General features: G+C 66.5%; 16 protein-coding genes. 3 read left to right on the forward strand and 13 right to left on the reverse strand.

Translation table 11 applies throughout. The annotated features are described in order from the left end of the window. Positions 1-27: 27 nt before the first annotated feature. The 6 genes from AC3A6I_RS10865 to AC3A6I_RS10890 form a co-directional block, all read right to left on the reverse strand. Positions 28-1,128 (reverse strand): ABC transporter ATP-binding protein, encoded by a 1,101-nt coding sequence (locus AC3A6I_RS10865; RefSeq protein WP_487543711.1) that lies wholly within the window; start codon positions 1,126-1,128, stop codon positions 28-30. After that, positions 1,125-1,799, reverse strand: a complete 675-nt coding sequence (scpB, locus tag AC3A6I_RS10870; protein WP_487543712.1) for an SMC-Scp complex subunit ScpB — start codon at positions 1,797-1,799, stop codon at positions 1,125-1,127. The genes AC3A6I_RS10865 and scpB overlap by 4 nt, the downstream gene beginning before the upstream one ends. Beyond that, a complete protein-coding gene (locus tag AC3A6I_RS10875; RefSeq protein ID WP_487543713.1) occupies positions 1,796-2,605 on the reverse strand; it encodes a segregation and condensation protein A in 810 nt (269 codons plus the stop codon). The genes scpB and AC3A6I_RS10875 overlap by 4 nt, the downstream gene beginning before the upstream one ends. A 124-nt stretch (positions 2,606-2,729) precedes the next feature. After that, positions 2,730-5,237 carry an SPOR domain-containing protein gene (locus tag AC3A6I_RS10880; protein ID WP_487543714.1) on the reverse strand — a complete coding sequence of 836 codons (2,508 nt, stop codon included), beginning with the start codon at positions 5,235-5,237 and terminating at the stop codon, positions 2,730-2,732. A 112-nt stretch (positions 5,238-5,349) separates the two neighbouring features. Next, a complete protein-coding gene (gene argS / locus AC3A6I_RS10885) occupies positions 5,350-7,095 on the reverse strand; it encodes an arginine--tRNA ligase (RefSeq protein WP_487543716.1) in 1,746 nt (581 codons plus the stop codon). A 138-nt stretch (positions 7,096-7,233) separates the two neighbouring features. Beyond that, a complete protein-coding gene (locus tag AC3A6I_RS10890; RefSeq protein WP_487543717.1) occupies positions 7,234-8,421 on the reverse strand; it encodes a deoxyguanosinetriphosphate triphosphohydrolase in 1,188 nt (395 codons plus the stop codon). 84 nt (positions 8,422-8,505) lie between these two features. On the opposite strand from AC3A6I_RS10890, the gene AC3A6I_RS10895 reads away from it, so the two are divergent. The 3 genes from AC3A6I_RS10895 (at position 8,506) to xth (ending at position 10,879) form a co-directional block, all read left to right on the forward strand. Further along, positions 8,506-8,859 carry a HesB/IscA family protein gene (locus AC3A6I_RS10895; protein ID WP_487543718.1) on the forward strand — a complete coding sequence of 118 codons (354 nt, stop codon included), beginning with the start codon at positions 8,506-8,508 and terminating at the stop codon, positions 8,857-8,859. A 73-nt stretch (positions 8,860-8,932) separates the two neighbouring features. Next, positions 8,933-10,036 carry a serine hydrolase domain-containing protein gene (locus AC3A6I_RS10900; protein WP_487543719.1) on the forward strand — a complete coding sequence of 368 codons (1,104 nt, stop codon included), beginning with the start codon at positions 8,933-8,935 and terminating at the stop codon, positions 10,034-10,036. A 63-nt stretch (positions 10,037-10,099) separates the two neighbouring features. Continuing rightward, positions 10,100-10,879, forward strand: a complete 780-nt coding sequence (gene xth, locus AC3A6I_RS10905; protein ID WP_487543720.1) for an exodeoxyribonuclease III — start codon at positions 10,100-10,102, stop codon at positions 10,877-10,879. Between the two features lie 263 nt (positions 10,880-11,142). Here the strand turns inward: xth and AC3A6I_RS10910 are convergent, their stop codons facing one another. The 7 genes from AC3A6I_RS10910 to AC3A6I_RS10940 form a co-directional block, all read right to left on the reverse strand. Beyond that, positions 11,143-11,352, reverse strand: a complete 210-nt coding sequence (locus AC3A6I_RS10910; RefSeq protein ID WP_487543721.1) for a hypothetical protein — start codon at positions 11,350-11,352, stop codon at positions 11,143-11,145. A 222-nt stretch (positions 11,353-11,574) separates the two neighbouring features. After that, positions 11,575-12,321, reverse strand: coding sequence for a tetratricopeptide repeat protein (locus AC3A6I_RS10915; protein WP_487543722.1), 747 nt, complete (start codon positions 12,319-12,321; stop codon positions 11,575-11,577). A gap of 85 nt (positions 12,322-12,406) precedes the next feature. Next, on the reverse strand, positions 12,407-14,131 hold the full coding sequence (ilvD, locus tag AC3A6I_RS10920) for a dihydroxy-acid dehydratase (protein WP_487543723.1): 1,725 nt from the start codon (positions 14,129-14,131) through the stop codon (positions 12,407-12,409). Between the two features lie 1,142 nt (positions 14,132-15,273). After that, on the reverse strand, positions 15,274-16,275 hold the full coding sequence (locus tag AC3A6I_RS10925; protein WP_487543724.1) for a CorA family divalent cation transporter: 1,002 nt from the start codon (positions 16,273-16,275) through the stop codon (positions 15,274-15,276). A 72-nt stretch (positions 16,276-16,347) separates the two neighbouring features. After that, entirely contained in the window at positions 16,348-19,194 is a 2,847-nt protein-coding gene (locus tag AC3A6I_RS10930) for a valine--tRNA ligase (protein ID WP_487543725.1), read from the reverse strand. Between the two features lie 147 nt (positions 19,195-19,341). After that, positions 19,342-20,010 carry a PopZ family protein gene (locus tag AC3A6I_RS10935; protein WP_487543727.1) on the reverse strand — a complete coding sequence of 223 codons (669 nt, stop codon included), beginning with the start codon at positions 20,008-20,010 and terminating at the stop codon, positions 19,342-19,344. Between the two features lie 293 nt (positions 20,011-20,303). After that, the gene (locus AC3A6I_RS10940) at positions 20,304-21,689 is read right to left on the reverse strand and encodes a TolC family outer membrane protein (protein ID WP_487543728.1); all 1,386 of its coding nucleotides are present in this window, start codon (positions 21,687-21,689) and stop codon (positions 20,304-20,306) included. Between the last annotated feature and the right edge of the window lie 7 nt (positions 21,690-21,696).

Consider the following 21,696-nt stretch of genomic DNA (forward strand, 5'->3'; position numbering starts at 1 on the left):
CGCGGTTACTAGCACGCAGAAATAGGTTCAATCCTTGGCAAACACAAGGACGTGTTCCGGATTGAGCGTGAGGAAAACGTCGGAGCCGACGCCGAGGTTTCGGTCGGCCCGCCGCCGGATCTGGATCGGCCGGTCGATCCCCGCCACGCTCACTTCGCACAGGTCGATCCCGATCGCGTCGCGCTTGGCCAGCACGCGCCCCGGCGTTCCGGGCGCCTCCGTCCGCACGTCGAGCGCACCGATCGGCCGGATCGCCACCACCACCCGGCTGCCCTCGGCATGCCCGGGGGCCGCAACCGGCCCGAGCGGCGTCTCCACCCGGCCCCCGCTCACCTTTGCGTCAATTTCGCTCAGCGGCGAGAAAAAGCGCGCCGCGTTCAGATCCACCGGCCGATTGTAGATCGCCGATGCCGTATCGATCTGCGCCAGCCGCCCATGCCGCAAGAGCGCGATCCGATCGCCCAGCAGCATCGCCTCCTCGGGGTCGTGCGTCACGATGATCGTCGTCGCATGCGTCTCGCGCAGCACCGCCAGCGTCTCGTTGCGCACCGTCTCGCGCAGCCGCGCGTCGAGGCTCGAGAACGGTTCGTCGAGCATCAAAATACCCGGCCGCGGCGCAATCGAGCGCGCCAGCGCCAGCCGCTGCTGCTGCCCGCCCGAGAGCTGGTGCGGATAATCCGCCTCGCGATCGTCGAGCCCCACCCGTTTCAGCGCCTGCCGTGCCTGCGCCAGCGCCGCCGCCCGCCCGAGCTTGCGCAGCCCGAAGGTCACGTTCTGCAGCAACGACAGATGCGGGAACAGCGCAAAATCCTGGAACATCAGCCCGATGCCGCGCCGATCCGGCTTGAGGTGCACGCCCGGCCCGGACACGATCTCGTCGTTGATCCGCACCGTCCCGCCATCGATCCGCTGGATTCCCGCCGCCACCCGCAGGATGGTCGACTTGCCCGAGCCGCTCTCGCCGAGCAGGCACACGATCTCGCCCGGCACCAACGCCAGCGAGAAATCGCGCAGCACCGGCCGCCCGCCCAGCGTCACGTTGACATGGTCGAAACGCAGCGCCGCGGCAAAGGCGACGCCGGCCGTGCCGCGGGGGCCCCAGTCCTCAAACTCCTCGGCTTCAGTCATTCGCCGTCGTCGCTCTCGCCCATGTCGCCGGGATCGAGTGGATCCTCGTCGTCACGCAGCGCACCGTCGAAAGGCAACGGCACCTGGAAGGCCGGCGGCAGCCGGCTCGACAGCAGCCCCGAGCCCTTCAACTCCTCGAGCCCCGGTAGGTCGGCCAAGCTCTCGAGTCCGAAATGGTCGAGAAACGCCTCGGTCGTGCCATAGGTCACCGGCCGCCCAGGCGTGCGTCGCCGCCCGCGCATGCGCACCCAGCCAGTCTGCATCAGCACGTCGAACGTGCCGCCACCGCTCGCGACACCGCGCACCTCTTCCACCTCGGCCCGCGTCGCCGGCTGGTGATAGGCGATGATGGCTAGGGTCTCCAATGCCGCGCGCGACAGCTGCCGGCTCTCCGTCTCCTCCCGCCGCAGCAGGAAGGACAGGTCATCCGCCGTCCGGAACGCCCAGCGGTCGCCGCGCTGCACGAGGTTCACGCCCCGCCCGCGATAGCGCTCGGCCAGTTGCAGGAGCAGCACCGGCACATCGGCGCCCTCCCCCAGATATGGCGCAATATCGCCGACCGACAGCGGCTCGCTCGACGCGAACAGGATCGCCTCGAGAATCCGCAGATTCCGCTCGGCTATCTCGCCATGCTCGTCGATATCGATGTCCCGCACCCGGGCGTCGTTCATTGCGGCTTCTTTCCGTCACCGGACTTGTCCCCCTGGCGCCGCCGCATGAACAGCGGCCCGAAGGTCAGGGTCTGGCGCAGTTCTATTTGCCCCTGCCGGGCCAGTTCAAGGCTAGAGGCAAAACTCGAGGCCGTCGCGGTCTTCCGCTGCTCCGGGTCGCTCAGATACTGGTCCAGATACGCATCGAGCGGCACCCAGTCCATGCTCTCCCCGATCAGCCGCGTCAAAATCTCGCGCGCCTCCTGCAGCGACCACACGCTGCGCTCGAACAGGTGGTAATCCTGCGGCATGCCGCGCTCGCGCCCGTTGGCATAGGCCTTGAGCAGGTCGTAGAGGCTCGCCTCGTAGAGGTTGCGCCGCTCGACGACCACCATCTCCGGCTGCCCGCGTGCAAAAACCTCGCGCCCCAGCCGCGGCCGGTTGACCAACTGCATCGCCGCCTTGCGCATCGCCTCGAGCCGCTTCAGTCGGAACTGCAGCAGCGCTGCCATCATCTCGCCCGACGGTTCGTCGTCGCTGGGCAGCTGCGGCACCATCAGCCGGCTCTTGAGGTAAGCCAGCCACGCCGCCATCACCAGGTAATCGGCCGCGATCTCGATCCGCTTCTCGCGCACCGTCTCGATGAAGCCCAGATACTGCTCGGCCAGCGCCAGCACCGAGATCTTGCCGAGATCGACCTTCTGCCGCCGCGCCAGATCGAGCAGCAGGTCGAGCGGCCCTTCATAGCCGGCAACGTCGACATAGAGGATTTCGTCGTCGCGCGGCGTGTCGGGCGATACGAACCAGTCCGAAGGTGTCTCGCTCATCAGCCGCCCGCCCGAGCCGTCGAGCGCTTCCAGGAAAAGTTGCAGGCTTTTCCGGTTCGGAAGCGCGCCAGATGACCGATTTGCGCCCTATCAGCGGCGGACGTCAAGGAACCGTCGGCGGCGATCAACCGCCGATCGGCACGCAGTCGATGCCGTTATTCTTGAGCCCGGCACAGGTATCGGTCGCATCCTGGAACGTCGGCACCGGCAGCACCACGCGATACCACGTGCCCTTGGCACCCAGGTCGACCTGCCGCACCGCAAGGCTGCGCCCACCCAGGATGTTAGCGAGCCGGTTCTGCGTCGAACGCAGCGCGTTCTCGGCATCCGCCTGGCTCGGCTGCGAACTCAGCTGCACGTACGGACCACTGCCGCTCGGCGCCGCTGGAGCAGCAGCCACGGGAGCCGGAGCAGGCTGGCTTGCACCGAGATCGACCGGCTGCACGCTGGCAACGGTCGAGTTAGCTCCACCACCGAGCGCCGCCCGATTGGTCGGCCGCGCCACCGGGATCGGCGCGACGATCGAGGGATCGATCGTGGCCCCGGGGCTCGGCGCAAGAGCAGCAACCTGCGTCGGATCAGCGGGCAGCGGCTGTCCGCCGGTAGCCGCGGCCGCATCGACAGCGCTCGGATCGGCCGGCATCGAAGCCAGCAGCTCGGACGGCTGCACGTCGGCGCCCGGCAGATCCGGCACGTTCGGCCGGTCCACCGGCAGTTCTTCGTTGCCGGCGACCGCTTCGTCGCCCGAGACGATGGTGCCATCCGGACGTACCGTCACGGTGCGAACCTTGCGATTGGCCAATTCGCTCTCGCTCGCGGCCTCCCCGCCCTCGCCGACCGTACGCGCCACATCGGCGACGCTGGTTTCGGCGCTGTCGTCTCGCGACACGAGCTGCTCGTCGGCCGGCACGGTGGCGTTGCCGCCACCCAGCTCATTGAACACCACCGCGCCCTGCTGCGTCGTGGTCGTCGCCGGCGCGGGCGGCGGAACTTCCTTCACCGGCGTCGCATCGGCAGTCAGCACCGGCGCATCGGCATCGCTGCCGCGCCCCATGCCGAGCACCCAGTAGAGCCCGAAGCCGGCGGCCAGCAGCAGCGTGCCCGCCACCGCCATGCCGACATATTGGCGCATGCCGCCCGACCGCCGCTCCGGCTTGGCCTTGACGCGCTTGTACGGGCCAGGCTCGCTGGCCACGCTGTCAAGACGGCCGACCTCGGCGCCGCTGGCAGCGGCGGCCGCAAGGATCGCGGCCTCGGCCGAGCCGACATCGCCGTCCTTGTCCTTGATGGCGGCGCGACGCGGCGGAATGCCGGCGGTCAGCGGAGGCACGGCGGGCGCGCTCTGCGCGTTCGCCCGCACCATCGGCGCGGCTGGCACGGGTGCCGGAGCCGGCGTCGGCTTATCGGTGGTCAATTCGACCCGCACCGCCTCGCCGATCAGGCTCTCGATTTCTTCCATCGGATCGCTGGCCGGCTGCTGCGGACGCGCCGCAACCTGCGAACGGCCGGCCCGCCCGAACACTGGGGCAACGCCGAAGCGATCCTCGGGCTTGCTCGCCTGCGGCTGCGCCGGGACCGATGCCTGGTTCGGCCGGAACGGCACGGGACCAGCCTGTACCGGCCGCTGCTGCGGCGTGGGACCACCCGCCGGCTGGGGGAAGCTGCGCGGTGCCGGCTGCGCGGGACGCGGCTGCTCCTGCGCCGCTTCGGCATCGGCCGAGTCGAGTTCGGCCGCGATCAGGTCGGCGATCGGATCTTCGGACGACGCGGCAGGCGGCACTGCCGCCGGAGCGGGCTTGGACGTTTGCCCTCCGATCGGCTCAGGCGGGTTGGTGGCAAAACCGAAGTCGAAGTCGAAGTTGTCGGCGGCCGGCGAGGCCTTGGCCGCCTCCACCATCGGACTGACCGGCGCGGGCGCGCTCGCACCCGGCTTTGGCGTCGGCGCAGTAATGCTTGGCTCGACCCGCGGTGACGGCGTCTCGGCCTTGGGCATGGCCACGGACGAGATGGCCGACGTGCCGGGCGAAACCGCAGGCGCGACCGGCCTGGGCGGCTCCGGTGCAGCTGAAACAGGCGGCGGCGCCGGGTGCGACGGCACAGGCTTGGGGATCTCGCGATCCTGCCAGCTCGACATCGGCTCGGGCTTGAAAGTCGTGGCAGCGGGGGAGCTGCCGAAATCGAACGATGCGGCCGGCTTGGCCTCAACCGGCCGCGGCGCGACAGGAACCGGCGCCGCACTGACTGTCGGCGCCGGGGAAGCAGCAACCGAGGGCGCAGGCGCACTGCCGATGGAAGGTGTCGGCACGTTGCCGGCCGGGGCAACCGATACCGGGCGATCCATGCCCGGAATGCGCAATACGCCCGGCGTCACCGGCGCCGGCTGAGCCGGAGCCGACTGTGCGGGCGGCGGCGTCACGGTCGGTGCAGATTGAACCTGTGGCGTGGCGGTAGCCGGCGAGTCCATGCCCGGGATACGGATCGGCGCAGGCGCCGCCGTTTGCGGGGCATCCGGCAGCGTAACCAGCTTGGGCGCAGGATTGCCTTCGGGCTCTGGGGCCGGCGTCGTGTTGCTGGCCATCAGTTTGGCCAGTTCGGCAATCAGGTCGTCGGATTTATCCTGGCCATCAGGCATCTACTGCGGTCTCGCTGTCATGAAAGCAGCGCCCCTGTACTCGTGGTCCCCGGCGTCCGTACAAGTACCCCCGGACGAAGAGCCGGCCACTCTACAAACTAATACGCCCGAATTATGAAAGCTCCTCGGGCGCAGAAACGCCAAGCAAGTTCAAGCCATTGACGAGCACTTGCCGGACAGCCGCGACCAGGGCGAGTCGAGCTGTCGTCAGCTTTGAATCATCGGCGTTAACAAAGCGTAAGGCAACATCCTGGTTACCTTTGGCCCAGAAACCGTGGAACGCGCTGGCCAGCTCGTACAGGTAGAACGCCACCCGGTGCGGCTCATGCGCATGCGCCGCCGACGCGACGATGCGCGGCCACTGCGCGAGCGCCTTCACCAGCTCGAGATCGGCCTCCGACGACAGCAGCGACAGCTCCGCCGCGCGCAGCGCCGCCGGCGACACGTCGAGCTGCGGCATCTCCTCGGCTACCTTGCGGAACACCGAGTATGTCCTGGCGTGCGCGTACTGCACGTAGAACACCGGGTTGTCCCGGGTCTGCTCCTTCACCACGGCGAAATCGAAGTCCATCGCGGCGTCGTTCCGGCGATAGAGCAGCATGAACCGCGTCGCGTCCGAGCCGACTTCCTCGACGACGTCGGAAAGCAGCACTAGGTCGCCCGACCGCTTGCTCATCTTGAACGGCTCGCCGTTCTTCAGGAGCCGCACCAGCTGGCAGATGCGCACGTCGATATCGGCCTCGCCATGCGACACGGCCTTCACTGCCGCCTGCAGACGCTTCACATAGCCCGAGTGGTCGGCGCCCAGCACATTGACCATGTGGGTGAAGCCGCGCAGGTACTTGTTGCGGTGGTAGGCAATGTCCGCGGCGAAATAGGTGTAGCTGCCATCCGATTTGACCAGCGCCCGGTCGACATCGTCACCGTAATTGGTGGCCCGGAACAGCGTCTGCTCGCGGTCTTCCCAGTCCTCCGGCGTCTTGCCCTTGGGCGGCTCGAGCCGGCCCTGGTAGACCATGTCCTGCGAGCGCAGCCACTCGAGCGTCGCGTCGATATCGCCGCCCTGCCCGTGCAGCTGCCGTTCCGAGAAGAACACGTCGTGATGCACGTTGAGCCGGGCCAGGTCGGCGCGCACGAGGTCCATCATCGCCGCCAGCACCCGGTCCTTCACCAGCGCCAGCGCCTCGGCCTCAGGCTTATCCAGCAGCGAGGTGCCGAACTCCGCCTTCAGCGCCTGCCCCACCGGGATCAGGTAGTCGCCCGGATAGAACCCCGGCGGGATCTCGATCGTCTCGCCCAGCGCCTCGCGGTATCGCAGCAGGGTCGAGCGGGCGAGCGTCTCGATCTGGCTGCCCGCATCGTTGATGTAGTATTCGCGCGTCACGTCATAGCCCGAATACGCCATCAGCGAGGCCAGCGCGTCGCCGAACACCGCACCGCGCGTATGGCCCACATGCATCGGCCCGGTCGGGTTGGCCGAGACATACTCGACATTCACCCGCTCGCCCTTGCCGATATCGGACTTGCCGAACGCCTCGCCCTGCGCCGCCACCGAGGCGAGCACCTTGTGCCACACCGGCGTCGCCAGCCGGAAATTGAGGAAGCCGGGCCCAGCGACCTCGACTGACAACACGTCTGGATCGTCCTTGAAATGCTTGGCCAGCGCCGTCGCCACCTCGCGCGGGTTCTTGCCCAGCGGCTTTGCAACCACCATCGCGGCATTGCTCGACAGGTCGCCATGCCCCGCATCTCGCGGCGGCTCCACCGCAGCTCGGGCCAGCACATCCTCGGTGATCGAAGGATAGAGGGCCTTGAGTGCGTCGGCGACGCGGGTGTCGAACAGCGCGAAGACGTTCATGTTGTGCTCACTTGGATAGCCAAACCCACCGGGTCATTCCCGCGAAAGCGGGAACCTCTGTTTGCGGTGGCAGGGATAGGCCCGAAAACGGAGATTCCCGCTTTCGCGGGAATGACCCCGTGGCGGGGTTGGGAGGCCCTACCCTAACTGTTGGACTCCGTCAAACAGCCGGGCATGCTGCTCTTCGGCGTAAGGATCGGTCATCCCGGCGATGAAGTCGGCCACGATCCCTGCCCGCACCCCGCGATCGGCCGCGCCCCGCGCCGCCTCGCCCCACCGTCCCGGCATGTCGGCAGTCGCCATGTAGTGGTCGAACAGCTCCGCTACCACCGTCTCGCTGCGCCGCACCGGCCCCATCACCTCGTCGCTGCGATAGACCCGCTGGTACAGGAACTCCTTCAGCGCCTTCTCGGCCACCGCCATCGCCGACGAGTACCCGATCAGCGTCCGCCCGGCGAACCGCACCTCGTCCGCCGATTGCGGGTCAACCTCGGCGATCCGCCGCGTGCTTTCGGCAATCACGTCCTCGATCTGCACCGTGATCAGCCGCCGCTGCAGCTCATGCGCCTGCCGGCTGCGCTCGATATCCGGCCAGCGCGTCAGCACCTCGCGCGCCAGCGGCCCGACCAGCGGCACCTCGACCAGGTCCGGCAGCTTCACCAGCCCGGCCCGCAGCGCATCGTCGATGTCGTGCGAGTTGTACGCCACATCATCCGCAATCGCCGCCGACTGCGCCTCGAGGCTCGCGTGGCTCCACGCCATCAGGTCGGCGCTCGCCGGAATCTCGGCGAGCCCCTGCGGCACCGGCTTGTCCGCCCGATACGGCCCACCATCGCGATCGATCAGCGGCCCGTTGTGCTTGAGAATGCCCTCCAGCGCCTCCCAGCTGAGGTTCAGCCCGTCATGCTCGGCATAGCGGTTCTCGAGCCGCGTCACCACGCGGATCGCCTGCATGTTGTGGTCGAACCCGCCCCACTGCGTGAGCTTTTGGTCCAGCACCCGCTCGCCCGCATGCCCGAACGGCGTGTGCCCCAGGTCATGCGCCAGCGCCACCGCCTCGGTCAGGTCCTCGTCCAGCCCCAGCGACCGCGCCACCGAGCGCGCCATCTGGCTCACTTCCAGCGTATGGGTCAGCCGCGTGCGATAATGCTGCCCTTCGTGGTGCAGAAACACCTGCGTCTTGTACTGCAGGCGCCGGAACGCGGTTGAGTGGATGATGCGATCGCGGTCGCGCTGAAACTCCGAGCGCGTCGGGCTCGAACCGGGATCGTAGAGCCGCCCCCGGCTCTGATGTGGGAAGGAAGCATAGGCGGCATGCTCAGCCATTATGCGCTGAACCCTTTTCATCGTCGCTCGACGATATTAGATTGTTACTCATCGCTGCCGGCTCCGGCAGCCGAGAGGTATACGATGTCGGAAGTTGCTCTAGCACCGAACAATGTCATTTTGACAGACCGCGCCGCCAAGCGGATTGGCCGCATCCTGAGTAAACAGGGCGAAGGCACCGTGCTGCGCATCGCCGTCGCCGGCGGCGGCTGCTCGGGCTTCCAGTACGAGTACAACCTCGTCCAGGAACAGCCGGCCGCGGACGACCTCGTCCTTCAGAACGGCAACGCCACGGTGCTGATCGACTCGCTCAGCCTCGAATTCCTCGGCGGCGCCGAGATCGACTATGTCGACGATCTCATCGGCCAGAGCTTCCAGATCAAGAACCCCAACGCCGTCGCCGGTTGTGGCTGCGGCACCAGCTTCGCCGTCGCCTGACGCTTTTGCCTTTCGGCGACTTGTCCGTGGCAATCGCGGACCTTAGCGTCCTACCAAAATCTGGGAGGATTTCATGAGCTTGCAGTCGAATGTGGATGCGGCGATCGGCGCCGCGCTGGTCAGCCGCATCGTGGGCTGCGTCGTGCTGGTGAACCGCGACGGCAAGGAGATCTACGCGCGCACGGCCGGTCTTGCCGACCGCGAGTCCGGGCGAAAGCTCGAACGCGACGCCATCTTCCGCCTCGCCTCGGTCACCAAGCCCATCGTCGCCACCGCCGCCCTCAAGATGATGGAGGCCGGCCTTCTCAAGCTCGACGACCCTGTCACCAAATACTTGCCCTACTTCACGCCGCCGAGCCCCGATGGCGTCGTGCGGCCGATCACCATCCGGCAATTGCTCGCGCATAGTTCCGGCCTCTCCTACGAAACGACGCCGAAGAACGTGGCGCCCGGCATGTCCGGCCCCTACATCCCGCTCGAGGAGAACCTGCGCCGCCTCGCCACGGCGCCTCTACTCTTCGCGCCCGGCACCGGTTGGGCCTATGGCACCAGCATAGACGTCGTCGGCGGCGTCATCGCCGCCATCAACAACTCGACACTGGAGGCGGCGGTGAACAAGTACGCCGCCGGTCCGCTCGGCATGGTCGACTGGCGCTTCACCCCCACCGACGCCACCCGCCTTTCCGCCAACTACTTCAATGGCGACCTGCCCAACCCCTCCATTGTCCCGCCAGCCCGCATCACCATGGACGACCACCGCGGCACGGGCTGGGAGGTCGATCGCATCCTGCGCGCCGATGCACCGCAGTCCGGCGGCGGCGGCTCGTGCGGCACTGCCGATGACGTGATGAAGATGCTCGAGGTTTACAACGGCGGCACGTTCCTCAAGCCCGAAACCACTGCCGAAGCCTTCATCAACCAGATCGGCACCCTCCCGCGCCGCGAATCCGATGCCGGCAAGCGCTTCACCATCCTCGGCGCCATGATCGAGGACCCCAGCGCGGCCCGCAGCCCCTGCCCCGTCGGCACGCTCGACTGGGGCGGCGCCTGGGGCCACAACTGGATCATCGACCGCACCAACAAGCTATCGATCGCCGTCCTCACCAACACCGCACCCGAAGGCTGCAACGGCCCATTCCGCGAGGACATCCGCGACGCAGTCTACGCTTCGCTCTGATATCCCGGAGCAGTTCAATTGAGCGCCAAACTCTACTAGGGTCGGCTCAAACGGAGTCGACCCATGCGCATCGCCACCTGGAACATCAACGGCGTCAAGGCGCGCCACAGCGCGCTGCTCAAGTGGCTCGAAGAAGCCTCGCCCGACATTGTCTGCCTGCAGGAAATCAAGATCGTGGACGAGGATTTCCCGCGCATGGAAATCGAGGGCCTCGGCTACAATGTCGAGACCTTCGGCCAGAAGAGCTGGAACGGCGTCGCGATCCTCTCCAAGCACCGCTTCGACGAAGTCACCCGCGGCCTCCCCGGCGATGACGGCGACGAGCAGTCGCGCCTCATCGAGGGCGTGTTCTCGGTCGAGGGCGGCGTGGTCCGCGTCTGCTGCATCTACCTGCCCAACGGCAACCCGGTCGGCACCGACAAATTCCCCTACAAGCTCAGCTGGATGGACCGGCTTCACACATTCGTCGAGGAGCGGCTGAAGCTCGAAGAGCCCTTCATCCTGCTTGGCGACTACAACATCATTCCCGCCGCCATCGACGCCAAGAACCCCAAGCAGTGGGTCGGCGACGCCCTGTTCCGCCCCGAAAGCGCCCAGCGCTGGCGCGCCTTGCTCAACCTCGGCATGACCGACGCGCTACGCGCCGTCACCGACGAGCCGCTCTACACCTTCTGGGATTTCAAGACCTTCGGCTGGGACCGCGACGACGGCATCCGCATCGACCACCTGCTGCTCTCGCCGCAAGCAGCCGACCGCCTCAACGACGTCATCATCCACCGCGAGGTCCGCGGCTGGGAAAAGCCCAGCGACCACGTCCCCGTCGAAGGCGATTTCAACTTCTAGCTGTTCGCTTGCCGGTCATCCGCTTGGGGTACTGGCCTCGACCACGCCCTCCCACCAGATGTCATCCCTGCGAAAGCAGGGATCCAACTAGCCACCGGCGCGGGCCGCGAAATGGATCCCTGCTTTCGCAGGGATGACAATCGCGTATTGGGCACGTACCGGCCACACCTCCCCCTTGATGGGGGAGGCAATCGCAGCTTGTGAGCGCAAGCGAACTAGCGAAGCTCGGAGGGGTGGTGCGCCGAGCACACCGCACAACGCGACTACCGCAGATTCTGCGACAGCCCCTTCTGCGTGTCGGCATGCCCCTTGGACAGCGCCGCCACCTGCACCGGCTCGTCGCGGCGATCGAAGAACTTCGTCACCACGACACTGGCGGTGCGGACCTGAGCCGAAACATCATCCACCAGCCCATGAACGTCCTTGGGCAGCGTGATGACGACGATAAGCGCGAGAATGATCGGAATACGCATGGCACTGGTCCAACGGGTCTGTTGTCCATTGGTTGCCACACCCCGGCTGAATTGGGTCTGAACGCTGCTGTTAGGGTACCGGGCTGCGCCAGCCACGCTCTCGCCCACCCACCGGCTCATTCCCGCGAAAGCGGGGACCTCAGTTTTCTTGCCGCACCCCCGGCAAACGGAGGTTCCCGCTTTCGCGGGAATGACTCCGTGCCCGGGATCAGCTTGTGAGCGTCACAGCCCGCCGAAACGCGAGCCCAGCGTATCCGCCTGCTGCACCGCCTGCTGGCGCTGCTCGGGCGTGGCGATCGACATCGCGTTGTTGAGCAGGTCGTCGATCCAGCCCTGGTCGATCGTGCCGGCGGCACGGCGCGAGGCGATCGTCAGCCACATCAGCCCCTCGATCGGGTCGGCTTCGAGCCCCTCGCCGTTGAACAGTATGTCGCCGAGCTTGGCCTGTGCCCCGGCATGGCCCTTGCGGGCCGCGAGGTTCAGCCAGCGCGCGCTCTGCAGCGGGTTGTCGCCCAGCTCGTCGTCGCTGAGATAGAGTTCGCCGACTTTGAACTGCGCGTCCGCATCGCCGAAATAGGACGCGGCATGCAGGATCAGCTTGTTCGAATAGGCTTCGTTCTTGGGGATGCCCGCTTCCGGCAGCCCGGTGCGGTAATACTCGCCGACCTTGAGGAAGCTCTGCGCCACGATGTCGGCTTCGACGCCCTTGGGCGCGGTGTCGGCATGCTCGTCGGCAATCTGGCTGAAATAGCCGAAGGCCTTGACCGGATCCTTGTCGACGCCCTCGCCCGCCTCGTACATCAGGCCGAGCTGATAGAGCGCCATCGGCTGGCCGGCCAGCGCCGCATCCTCGAGCGCCGCGATCAGGTCGTCGCTCGAAATGCCGCCACCGGCGCCATCGAGCTTGTTGGCCATCGCCAATGCCGCGTCGGCCGCCGTTTCTGGCGTTGCCGGCAGCGAAGGCAGCACGCCGCTCACCTGCGCGGCGGCCGGGGTGGCTACGCCCGCAATCGCGAGCGCAGCCCAAAATGCAACGGAAACAAGGGCTCCTGCCCTAGATGTCCGCATACTGCTCCTTCTCGCCCTTGGCACCCGGGTTGGTCAGCGCGCCATAGCGTGCCGGCCCCACCAGTTGGGCATACTTCCAGATGGCGCCCGAGCCATACTCATGGTCGCGCGGGACCCACGAGGTCTTGCGCCGGGCAAACTCTTCCTCGCTGACATTGACCGAGATTTCGCCGGTCACGGCATCGAGCGTGATGATATCGCCGTCCTGGATCAGCGCGATCGGACCGCCGATCGCCGCTTCCGGGCCGACATGGCCGATGCAGAAGCCGCGCGTCGCGCCGGAGAACCGGCCGTCGGTGATCAGTGCCACCTTGTCGCCCATGCCCTGGCCGTAGAGGGCCGCGGTCGTGGACAGCATTTCGCGCATGCCGGGGCCGCCCTTGGGGCCCTCGTAGCGGATGACGAGCACATCGCCTTCCTTGTAGAGGCGCTTGTCGACGCACTCGAAGCACTCTTCCTCACGGTCGAACACGCGGGCCGGACCAACGAAGCGCTGATTCTTGAGCCCCGCCACCTTCACGATGGCGCCATCGGGCGCGAGGTTGCCGCGCAGCGACACCACGCCGCCAGTGGCGGTGATCGGATTGGAGGTCGGACGGATCACGTCCTGCTCGGTATTGAACTTCACCTTCTCGAGGTTCTCGGCCACGGTCTTGCCCGTGACGGTCATCACGTCGCCATGCAGGTACCCGCCCTCGAGCAGGGCCTTCATCACCAGCGGAATGCCGCCGGCCTCGAACAGGTCCTTGGCCACATATTTCCCGCCCGGCTTCAGGTCGCCGATATACGGGGTGCGCTTGAAGATCTCGCCGACGTCGAACAGGTCGAAGTCGATGCCCGCCTCGTGCGCCATGGCCGGCAGGTGCAGCGCTGCGTTGGTCGAGCCGCCGGTAGCGGCCACGGTCATCGCGGCATTCTCGAAGGCTTCGCGGGTGACGATCTGGCGCGGACGCAGCTGCATCTTCAGCAGCTCCATCACCTGCTCGCCCGCCTTGGCGCACAGCGCATCGCGGATTTCATAGGGTGCCGGAGCGCCGCAGCTATAGGGTAGCGCGAGGCCGATGGCTTCCGCCACCATGGCCATGGTGTTGGCGGTGTACTGGCCGCCGCACGAACCGGCCGACGGGCAGGCGACGCGCTCGAGCTCGTCGAGCGTCTCGTCGTCCATCTTGCCGACCGAGTGGAGACCGACGGCCTCGAACAGGTCCTGCACCACCACGTCGCGGCCGCGGAAGCGGCCCGGCAGGATCGACCCGCCATAGATGAAGATCGACGGCACGTTGAGGCGGATCATCGCCATCATCATGCCCGGCAGCGACTTGTCGCAGCCGGCCATCGCGACCAGCGCGTCATAGGAGTGGCCGCGCATCGTGAGCTCGACCGAATCGGCGATCACGTCGCGCGAAGCGAGCGACGACTTCATGCCGGCATGGCCCATGGCGATGCCGTCGGTCACCGTGATGGTGGTGAATTCGCGCGGCGTGCCGTGGTTGGCGGCAACGCCCTTCTTCACTGCCTGCGCCTGGCGCTGCAGCGAGATGTTGCAGGGAGCTGCCTCGTTCCACGCCGTCGCCACGCCGATCAGCGGCTGGTGAATCTGCTCGCTCGTCAGCCCCATCGCATAGAGGTACGACCGGTGCGGTGCGCGCTCCGGGCCCTCGGTCACATGCCGCGACGGTAGTTTCGACTTGTCGACGTAGTTGGATGCCATTTCCCTGTCCTGCCTGTCCGCTCCGGTTGTCCGGTGCCAATGAAATGGCGCCGTTTATGTGCCCCGGTCGGGCAGGCTACAAGGGCGGGAAGCGCACGAATGGTTCGGTCCGGACACCGTGCAGTGCCCGTCCATCCTCGCAGCCCGTCCCCTGCTTCGTCCTCCGCTTCTTTTAGGGTCACATTGTGGCGGGCATCCTCAGCAAATCGTTGATCGCCGGGAGCGGCAAACGGGAATCAAACTTGCTGTTGCAAAAACGTCACGAGGGATTCACTTGCGGTTCAGAATTCGGGGAGCGGCGGGGAGTTGGTGCGTCGCTGAGGCGGACGGCCGCTCCCCTACCGCCCCCATGATGGGGTGAAGAGTCGAGGCTATTGCTTCGATGCTACCCAGCCGCCGCAAGCGGGGTGGAGATAACCATGCCTCAAACTCGATCGTCATCCGGCGCACGCCGGGACCCAGTGCGCGGAGCTAGCCCGCGCACTGATGGTGCCGACCTTGCCGGGATGGACCGGCGCGGTGTGGGTCTGGATCGACGAACTGAGCAGTGGGTCCCGGCGTGCGCCGGGATGACGGCCGGTGGAGTGAGATCGCCAGGTGCCCATAGGCGCACAGATGCATCCGGCGGCCACTGGCCCCCCGGAGGATGTCAAAGAGCGAAGCGACGTGCCGGGGAGGCGTTTGCCCTCGCGGTTAGTCCGCAATGTAATTGAGGCTCACGCCTCGCCGGCCGATCGGGGTTTTGGGCTTATGGCACGTGGGCCCGGGCGCATCCCGTGCCGCATCGCGAACTGCCCGAAGCTGAGCTGGCTGCCGGATTCCGCGCTCACCAACCTTCACCCCCCGCCCGATGCGGGCAGTTGCAGCCTGAGACCGGGCGTGCATCCGCCAAGTCCCCCGCGTTGTTAGCGGCGTCCCCGGCGAACCGGATCGTGCCGACGTGCTTTAGGCCTGGACCGGCACGACTACCGACCCACCCAATCTCCACCACACCAACCACTCGTCATGATCTCGCTTTTGGTGCAGCGAACGAGGGGGAGACTCGCATGGGTTTGGGGGTGAGGGGATAGATATCTGTACTGAGTTTGTCGCCCACCCAGTGGCTTCGCAAGTCGACCGGATGACGGGCATTGATGCCCCGCCTACATCCACTTCCGCTTGCGCATGAACAGGTAGATCGCGGCGCCCAGCACCGCGAGGCCGCCCGTCACCACCCAGAACGCGGCCGGGCTGTCGTGGAACGGGATGCCCTCGACATTCATGCCGAGCAGCCCGCTGATCACCGTCAGCGGCATGAACACCACGGTCGCCGCCGCCAGCACCAGCATATTGCGGTTCATCTCTTCGGCGCGGGTGTCGAGCAGCTGTTCGTGCACCAGCACGGCGCGTTCCGACAGCGTCTGCATCTCGTCGCCGAGCCGCGCCGTCCGCGCCGCCGCCTCGCGCAGGCGCACCCGGTCGCGCGCCGTGAAGAAGCTCAGGTCCTCGATTTCGAGCGTCGTCAGCACGTCGCGCTGCGGCCAGATCAGCCGGCGCATGTTGATCAGCGTGCGCCTGAGGTGCGCCAGCCGGGCCCGCGCGTCATGCGTGCGGTCGGCCATCACGTTCTCTTCGACCGTATCGAGCTGGTCGCCCAACCGTTCGGTCAGCGGCTCGATGCGGTCCGCCGCCCGCAGCGCCAGACGCGCCACGAGGTCCGCCGGCGTCAGCGGCGCGTGGTGCGTCTGCTGCCACTGCGTGATGCCCAGGAACTCGACGATGTTGAGCTCCGACGCGATGATCACCCGGCCCTTCTCGAGCCACAGGCTCAGCAGTTGCCGGCCGACATCCTCTGGATCGGCGCTCGGCCGCGCCACCCGCAGCACGATCAGCGCGCGATCGTCGAGGATCGTGCATCGGCTGCGCGTCGACGGCACGGTGATGAGGTCGGCGTTGAAATCGCCGAGCTCCTTTTTCAACCACACCTTGAACTCGGGCGCCCGCGAGTTGCCCGAGATCAGCGCAAAGCCCTTGGGCGGGGTGACGAAATCGGCTTCCTCGGTTTCTTCCAGCTTGCGCACGCCGCCCTTGCCGTCGAACTGGACGATGGTCATCCAGTCCTTCACGGGCGGACGCTGGTTGCTGGCCGGTAGCGTTTCGCCCATGGAGGGCTCCTCTGAGCGTTTTCAGGAAAAGTTGCAGACTTTTCCGGTTCGAAAGCGCGACAACTAGGAAGTCTAGCTCAAGCGCGCGAGCGCCTCTTCCAGCCGCTTGATCCGCTCGACCGCCTCGGCCCGGCGCGTGCGCTGCTCCTCGACCACCTCTTCGGCGGCCTTGGCCAGGAACTGCTCATTGCCCAGCTTCTTGTCGATCTTGTCGATCTCGACCGTTTCCTTGGCGATCTCGCGCTTCAGCCTAGCGCGTTCCGCATCCAGATCGATGACACCCGCAAGCGGCAGAACGAAGGTCGCCTCGCCAAGGATGATCTGCGCCGAGTCGCGCGGCACGTCCGAGGTGTAGTCGACGCTCTCGAGCCGGGCGAGCCGAGTCAGCGAATTGAGATGCGCCTCGACGCGCGTGCCCGTCTCCTCCCCTGCCTCGACCACCAGCAGCTTGATCTTGGCGCCGGCCGGCACGTTCATTTCCTGACGCACCGAACGGATGCCCGAGATCAGCGCCACCAGCCAGTCGAGCTCGGCCTGCGCCTGCTCGTCCTCGAGCCCGGCCAGTTCCGGCCATTCCGAGATGATCAGCAGCTTCTCGCGCGCCGGCCCGGTCTTGCCGGTCTCGGCCCACAGCTCCTCGGTCACGAACGGCATGAATGGGTGCAGCAGCTTCAGGATCTGGTCGAGCACGAAGGCCGCGGTCGCCTGCGTCTCCGCCTTGTCGGCCTCGCTGCCCTCGGTGAACACGGGCTTCGCCAGTTCGATATACCAGTCGCAGAACGTGCCCCAGACATAGTCGTAGGCAACGTTGGCGGCTTCGTTGAAGCGGTAGTCGGAGATCGCCGCCGTCACATTGGCGGCCGCGCGCGCCGTCGAGGCGATGATCCAGCGGTTGAGCGCCAGCGTGTTGGCCTTGGGATCGTAGGCCTCGACTCGCACGCAGCCATTCATCTCGAGGAAGCGCGCCGCGTTCCACAGCTTGGTGACGAAGTTGCGGTAGCCCTCGACGCGGCTGATCGCGAGCCGCATGTCGCGCCCCTGCGCCGCCATGGCGGCCAGCGTGAAGCGCGTCGCATCCGCCCCATACTCGTCGACGAGGTTCAGCGGGTCGATCACGTTGCCCTTGGTCTTGCTCATCTTGGCGCCCTTCTCGTCACGGACGAGGGCGTGCATGTAGACCGTGTGGAAGGGTTCGGTGCCGGTGAACTCCAGCCCCATCATCATCATCCGCGCGACCCAGAAGAAGATGATGTCGAAGCCGGTGACCAGCACGTCGGTCGGGTAATACTTGGCCAGTTCCGGCGTCTGGTTCGGCCAGCCCATGGTCGAGAACGGCCACAGCGCCGACGAGAACCAGGTGTCGAGCACGTCTTCGTCGCGATGCAGCGGCACCTTGCTATCGCTCAGCTCTGCGAACGGGTCGCGCGCCTTGCGCATCGACCAGGTCGTCGGGTTCAGCCGGTCGCGCTGCGTCGTATCGAACGCCGACATGTCCTTGGCGAACTCGGGCGAGTTCAGCCCGCCGCTATGCACCTCGATCTTGCGGCTGCCATAATAGGCCTGCGCCAGCTTGATCGCCTCGGCCTCGCTGTCGGCCACGAAGCATTTCGGCCCGGCCTCGCGGTTGGAGAAGTCCGGATCGGTATTGAGCCGCGGCCCATACCAGGCCGGAATCTGGTGACCCCACCAAAGCTGGCGCGAGATGCACCAGGGTTTGATGTTCTCCATCCAGGCATAATAGGTGTTCTCGTACTGCTTGGGCACGAACTTGGTCCGGCCCTCCTTCACCGAGGCCAGCGCCGGCTCAGCCAGAATATCGGCCTTCACGAACCACTGGTCGGTGAGGAACGGCTCGATCACGATCTGCTTCGACTTCTCATCGTAGGGGACCATGATCTTCTTGTCTTCGACCCAGACGAGCACGCCCGACTCTTCCAGCTCGGCAACAATCCTGTCGCGCGCCTCGAACCGGTCGAGCCCGCGATAGGCCTCCGGCACCGAGCTGTTCAGCTTCGCCGTCGAGGTGAAGATGTTGATCGGCTTCAGCCCATGGCGCTGCCCGACCTCGAAATCGTTGAAGTCATGCGCCGGCGTGATCTTCACCGCGCCCGAGCCCAGCTCCGGATCGGCATATTCATCGCCCACGATCGGAATGCGCCGTCCCACGATCGGTAGGATCACGAACTTGCCGATCAGGTGCCGGTAGCGCTCGTCCTCGGGATGCACCGCCACCGCCACGTCGCCGAGCATCGTCTCGGGCCGCGTGGTGGCGACCGTGATGGTCTCCTCGCTCCCCTCGATCGGGTAGCGCAGGTGCCACATCTTGCCGTTGGTCTCGATATTCTCGACCTCGAGATCCGAGATTGCCGTCTCGAGCCCCGGGTGCCAGTTCACCAGCCGCTTGGCCCGGTAGATCAGGCCCTTCTCGTAGAGCCCGACGAACACTTTTCGCACCGCCTCGGAGAGGCCCTCGTCCATGGTGAAACGTTCACGCGACCAATCAGCCGATGCGCCCAAGCGCTTGAGCTGATTCAGGATTGTGCCGCCCGACTCCGCCTTCCACTCCCACACGCGTTCGAGGAATTTCTCGCGGCCCATCTCGCGCCGGCCCGGCTGCTGGCGCTCCATCAGCTGGCGCTCGACGATCATCTGCGTCGCGATGCCGGCATGGTCGGTGCCCGGCTGCCACAACACGTCCTTGCCGCGCATGCGCTCGAAGCGGATGAGGATATCCTGAATGGTGTTGTTGAGCGCGTGCCCGATATGCAGCGAGCCGGTGACGTTGGGCGGCGGAATGACGATCGAGAAGGTCTCGGCCCCCGGCTTTGCCCCTGCCCCGGCCTTGAAGGCCCCGGCCTCCTGCCACTCAGCATAGATGCGGGCCTCGACGGCGGCCGGTTCGTAGGTCTTCTCGAGCATAGGTGGTTTCCAACGGCGCAAAGCCCGCCGCGATGCATTGCTGCCGGGCGGGCCACGAAATTCGGTGGCTAGGGTCTTAGGAAAGGCGGGTGCTGAAAGTCAACACCGACGCATATGGTGGCGCCGTCGGCGTCCGCCAAGTCCGCGTTACTTGCCGCCGCGCGACACCCGGGCGATCTCGCGCTCGACCATGCGCTCGACAATGGTCGGCAGGTTCTCGTCCAGCCAATCCTTGAGCATCGGCCGCAACATCTCGCGCATCATCTCCTCGATGGTCACGCCCGAGCCCACCGTCTGCATGCTCGACAGCCGCGCAAACGTGCTCTTCACCGCCGATTGCGTGGTCGGCTCGAGCAGTTCCTCGGCGAGATCGGCAGTGAGCTGCGGATCGGGCAGCGGCGCTGCAGCCGCAACCGGACGCGGCGCCGGCCGCTCCATCGCGGGGCGCGGCGGCGTGAACACCGGAGCAGGCGCCGGCGTTGGAGCGGGCTCGTCGTCCTCGTCGCTCTCGAACGCAATATCCTCGGGGTCGACCATGGTAGCCTCGAAATCGCCGGACGTGTCGGCGCCGCCCAGCAGCTCGGAATAACTGAGCCCCGGACGCGCCCCATCCTCGACCGCTGTCTCGCGGAGGATCTGCTCCGGCGACAGCGCCAGCGGCTCGGCCTCCTCCAGTTCAGGCGTCGGCGGAACGGCCTGCGGCACGAAGCTGCGGGCCGGCGTCGGCGCCGGCATCAGGGTCGGCGCCTTCTTGACCGCAGCGCCCGCATCGTCGTCGGCGATGATCTGCCGGATCGAGGACAGGATCTCGTCCATGGAGGGCTCTTTGGGCGCCGGCTTATTCATAACTGCCTCACATTACCCGCCGATACGCGGCCGCACATTCCGAGGAGACTCGGGCGTCGATCCGAATCGTTACTTGTCAATCTAGTGCAAGCGGTCGCGGTTTGTGAATCGGCGGCACACTACCGCTTGCGTCTTCCCCAGCGATTTCCGGGGGAATACGGCAAGGTCGGGTCTTGACCTGATCGACAGCCCGGAAACGACAGGGCCGCCGTGCAAGTGCACAGCGGCCCTGTCGAAACCTGATCCGCTTGCGACGGAAGCGGCTAGCGGCCCTCGTCGAGCGCCCGCATTTCGAGCCAGACGTCTTCGACGCTGGAAATATAGCCGTCCGCCGAATGGACCGCGACATTGAGGCCCAGATATTCCGGGCTGAGCTTGCCGGCCGACGACATCAGCGAGAACGCCGCGATCATGCGGGTCGAACGCGCCGAGATCAGCGCCTCGCGCGCCGTGGTCAGTTCGGCCTGGGCATTGAGCACGTCGAGCGTGGTCTTCTGCCCGACATCGCGCTCCTGGATCGTGCCTTCGACCACCAGCTGGTTGGATGCCACCGCTGCGTTCGCCGATTCGATCTGCGCCGAAGCATTCTGCAGCGTCGACCACGCCGAGATCACCGCCTCGCGGATCTGGTCGCGCGCCGACAGCGCATCGACCTCGGTCTGGATCTGGCTGATATTGGCCTTGCGGAGGTTCGCGCTCATCGCCCCGCCCGAATAGATCGGGATGGACAGCGACAGCCGCGCCGAACCGCCGAGGTTGCTGCTCGAACCGCCCTGCGGCGGATCCGCGCTGCTCCAACCCTGCGTCGCATCGATGCTGGCGACGAGCCCGAGCGTCGGGCCAAAGGCGGCCGCGGCGGCATCGGAACCGGCCTGCGCGACGCGGATGGCGGCGCGGGCGGAGAGCAGTGCTGGATGGCGCTCCTCGGCCGAGCCGATGGCACTGTCGATCGAGGTCGGCAGCATCTTGCCGAAGTTGAAATCCGAGCTCAGGCCCGATGGCTTGTGCCCGACCCAGCGTTCATAGCTCGCCTGGCTGGTCTGCAGCGAGGCGACAGCCGAACGATAGGACGAAACCGCCGCGGCCTGGCGGGCCTTGGCCTGCGATACGTCGATGCGCGTGCCTTCGCCCAGCCGCAGCCGATCTTCAGCCGAGCTCACCTGCGCGTCGAAGAAGGCCATGTTATCGGCCCGCAGCTGCACCAGCTGGGTGTCGCGGATCACCGCGAAATAGGCCTGCACCACCGAGAGCAGCACGTTCTGCTCGGCGTTGCGCAACGCGTATTTCGATACCTCGACGCCGGCCCGGGCCTGCTCGATATCAGCCTCGGTCTTGAAATTGTCGAACAGCGTCTGGTTGTAGCTGATGCCCAGCGACTGGCTGAAGCCGGTGGTGAAGTCGCCGCCCTGCGGCAGGTCCCACGACCCGCCGACGCTGGCCGAGGCCCCGATGGTCGGCAGCTTGCCCGATTTGGCGAGCGCGATGTTCTCGGCGCTGGCCTTTACCGCAAGCAAGGCGGACATGATGTCCGGATTGTTCTGATAGGCGCTCTCGAGCGCCGAACGCAGGCTCTCCGCATTGGCTGTCGATGACAACAGGCCAAGAATTACGGCAAGGGCGCCCGCCCGCACTGCCCCCAGATAACGCATATTCGAC

The organism is Devosia sp. Soil_C_22 (genome assembly GCF_057657195.1).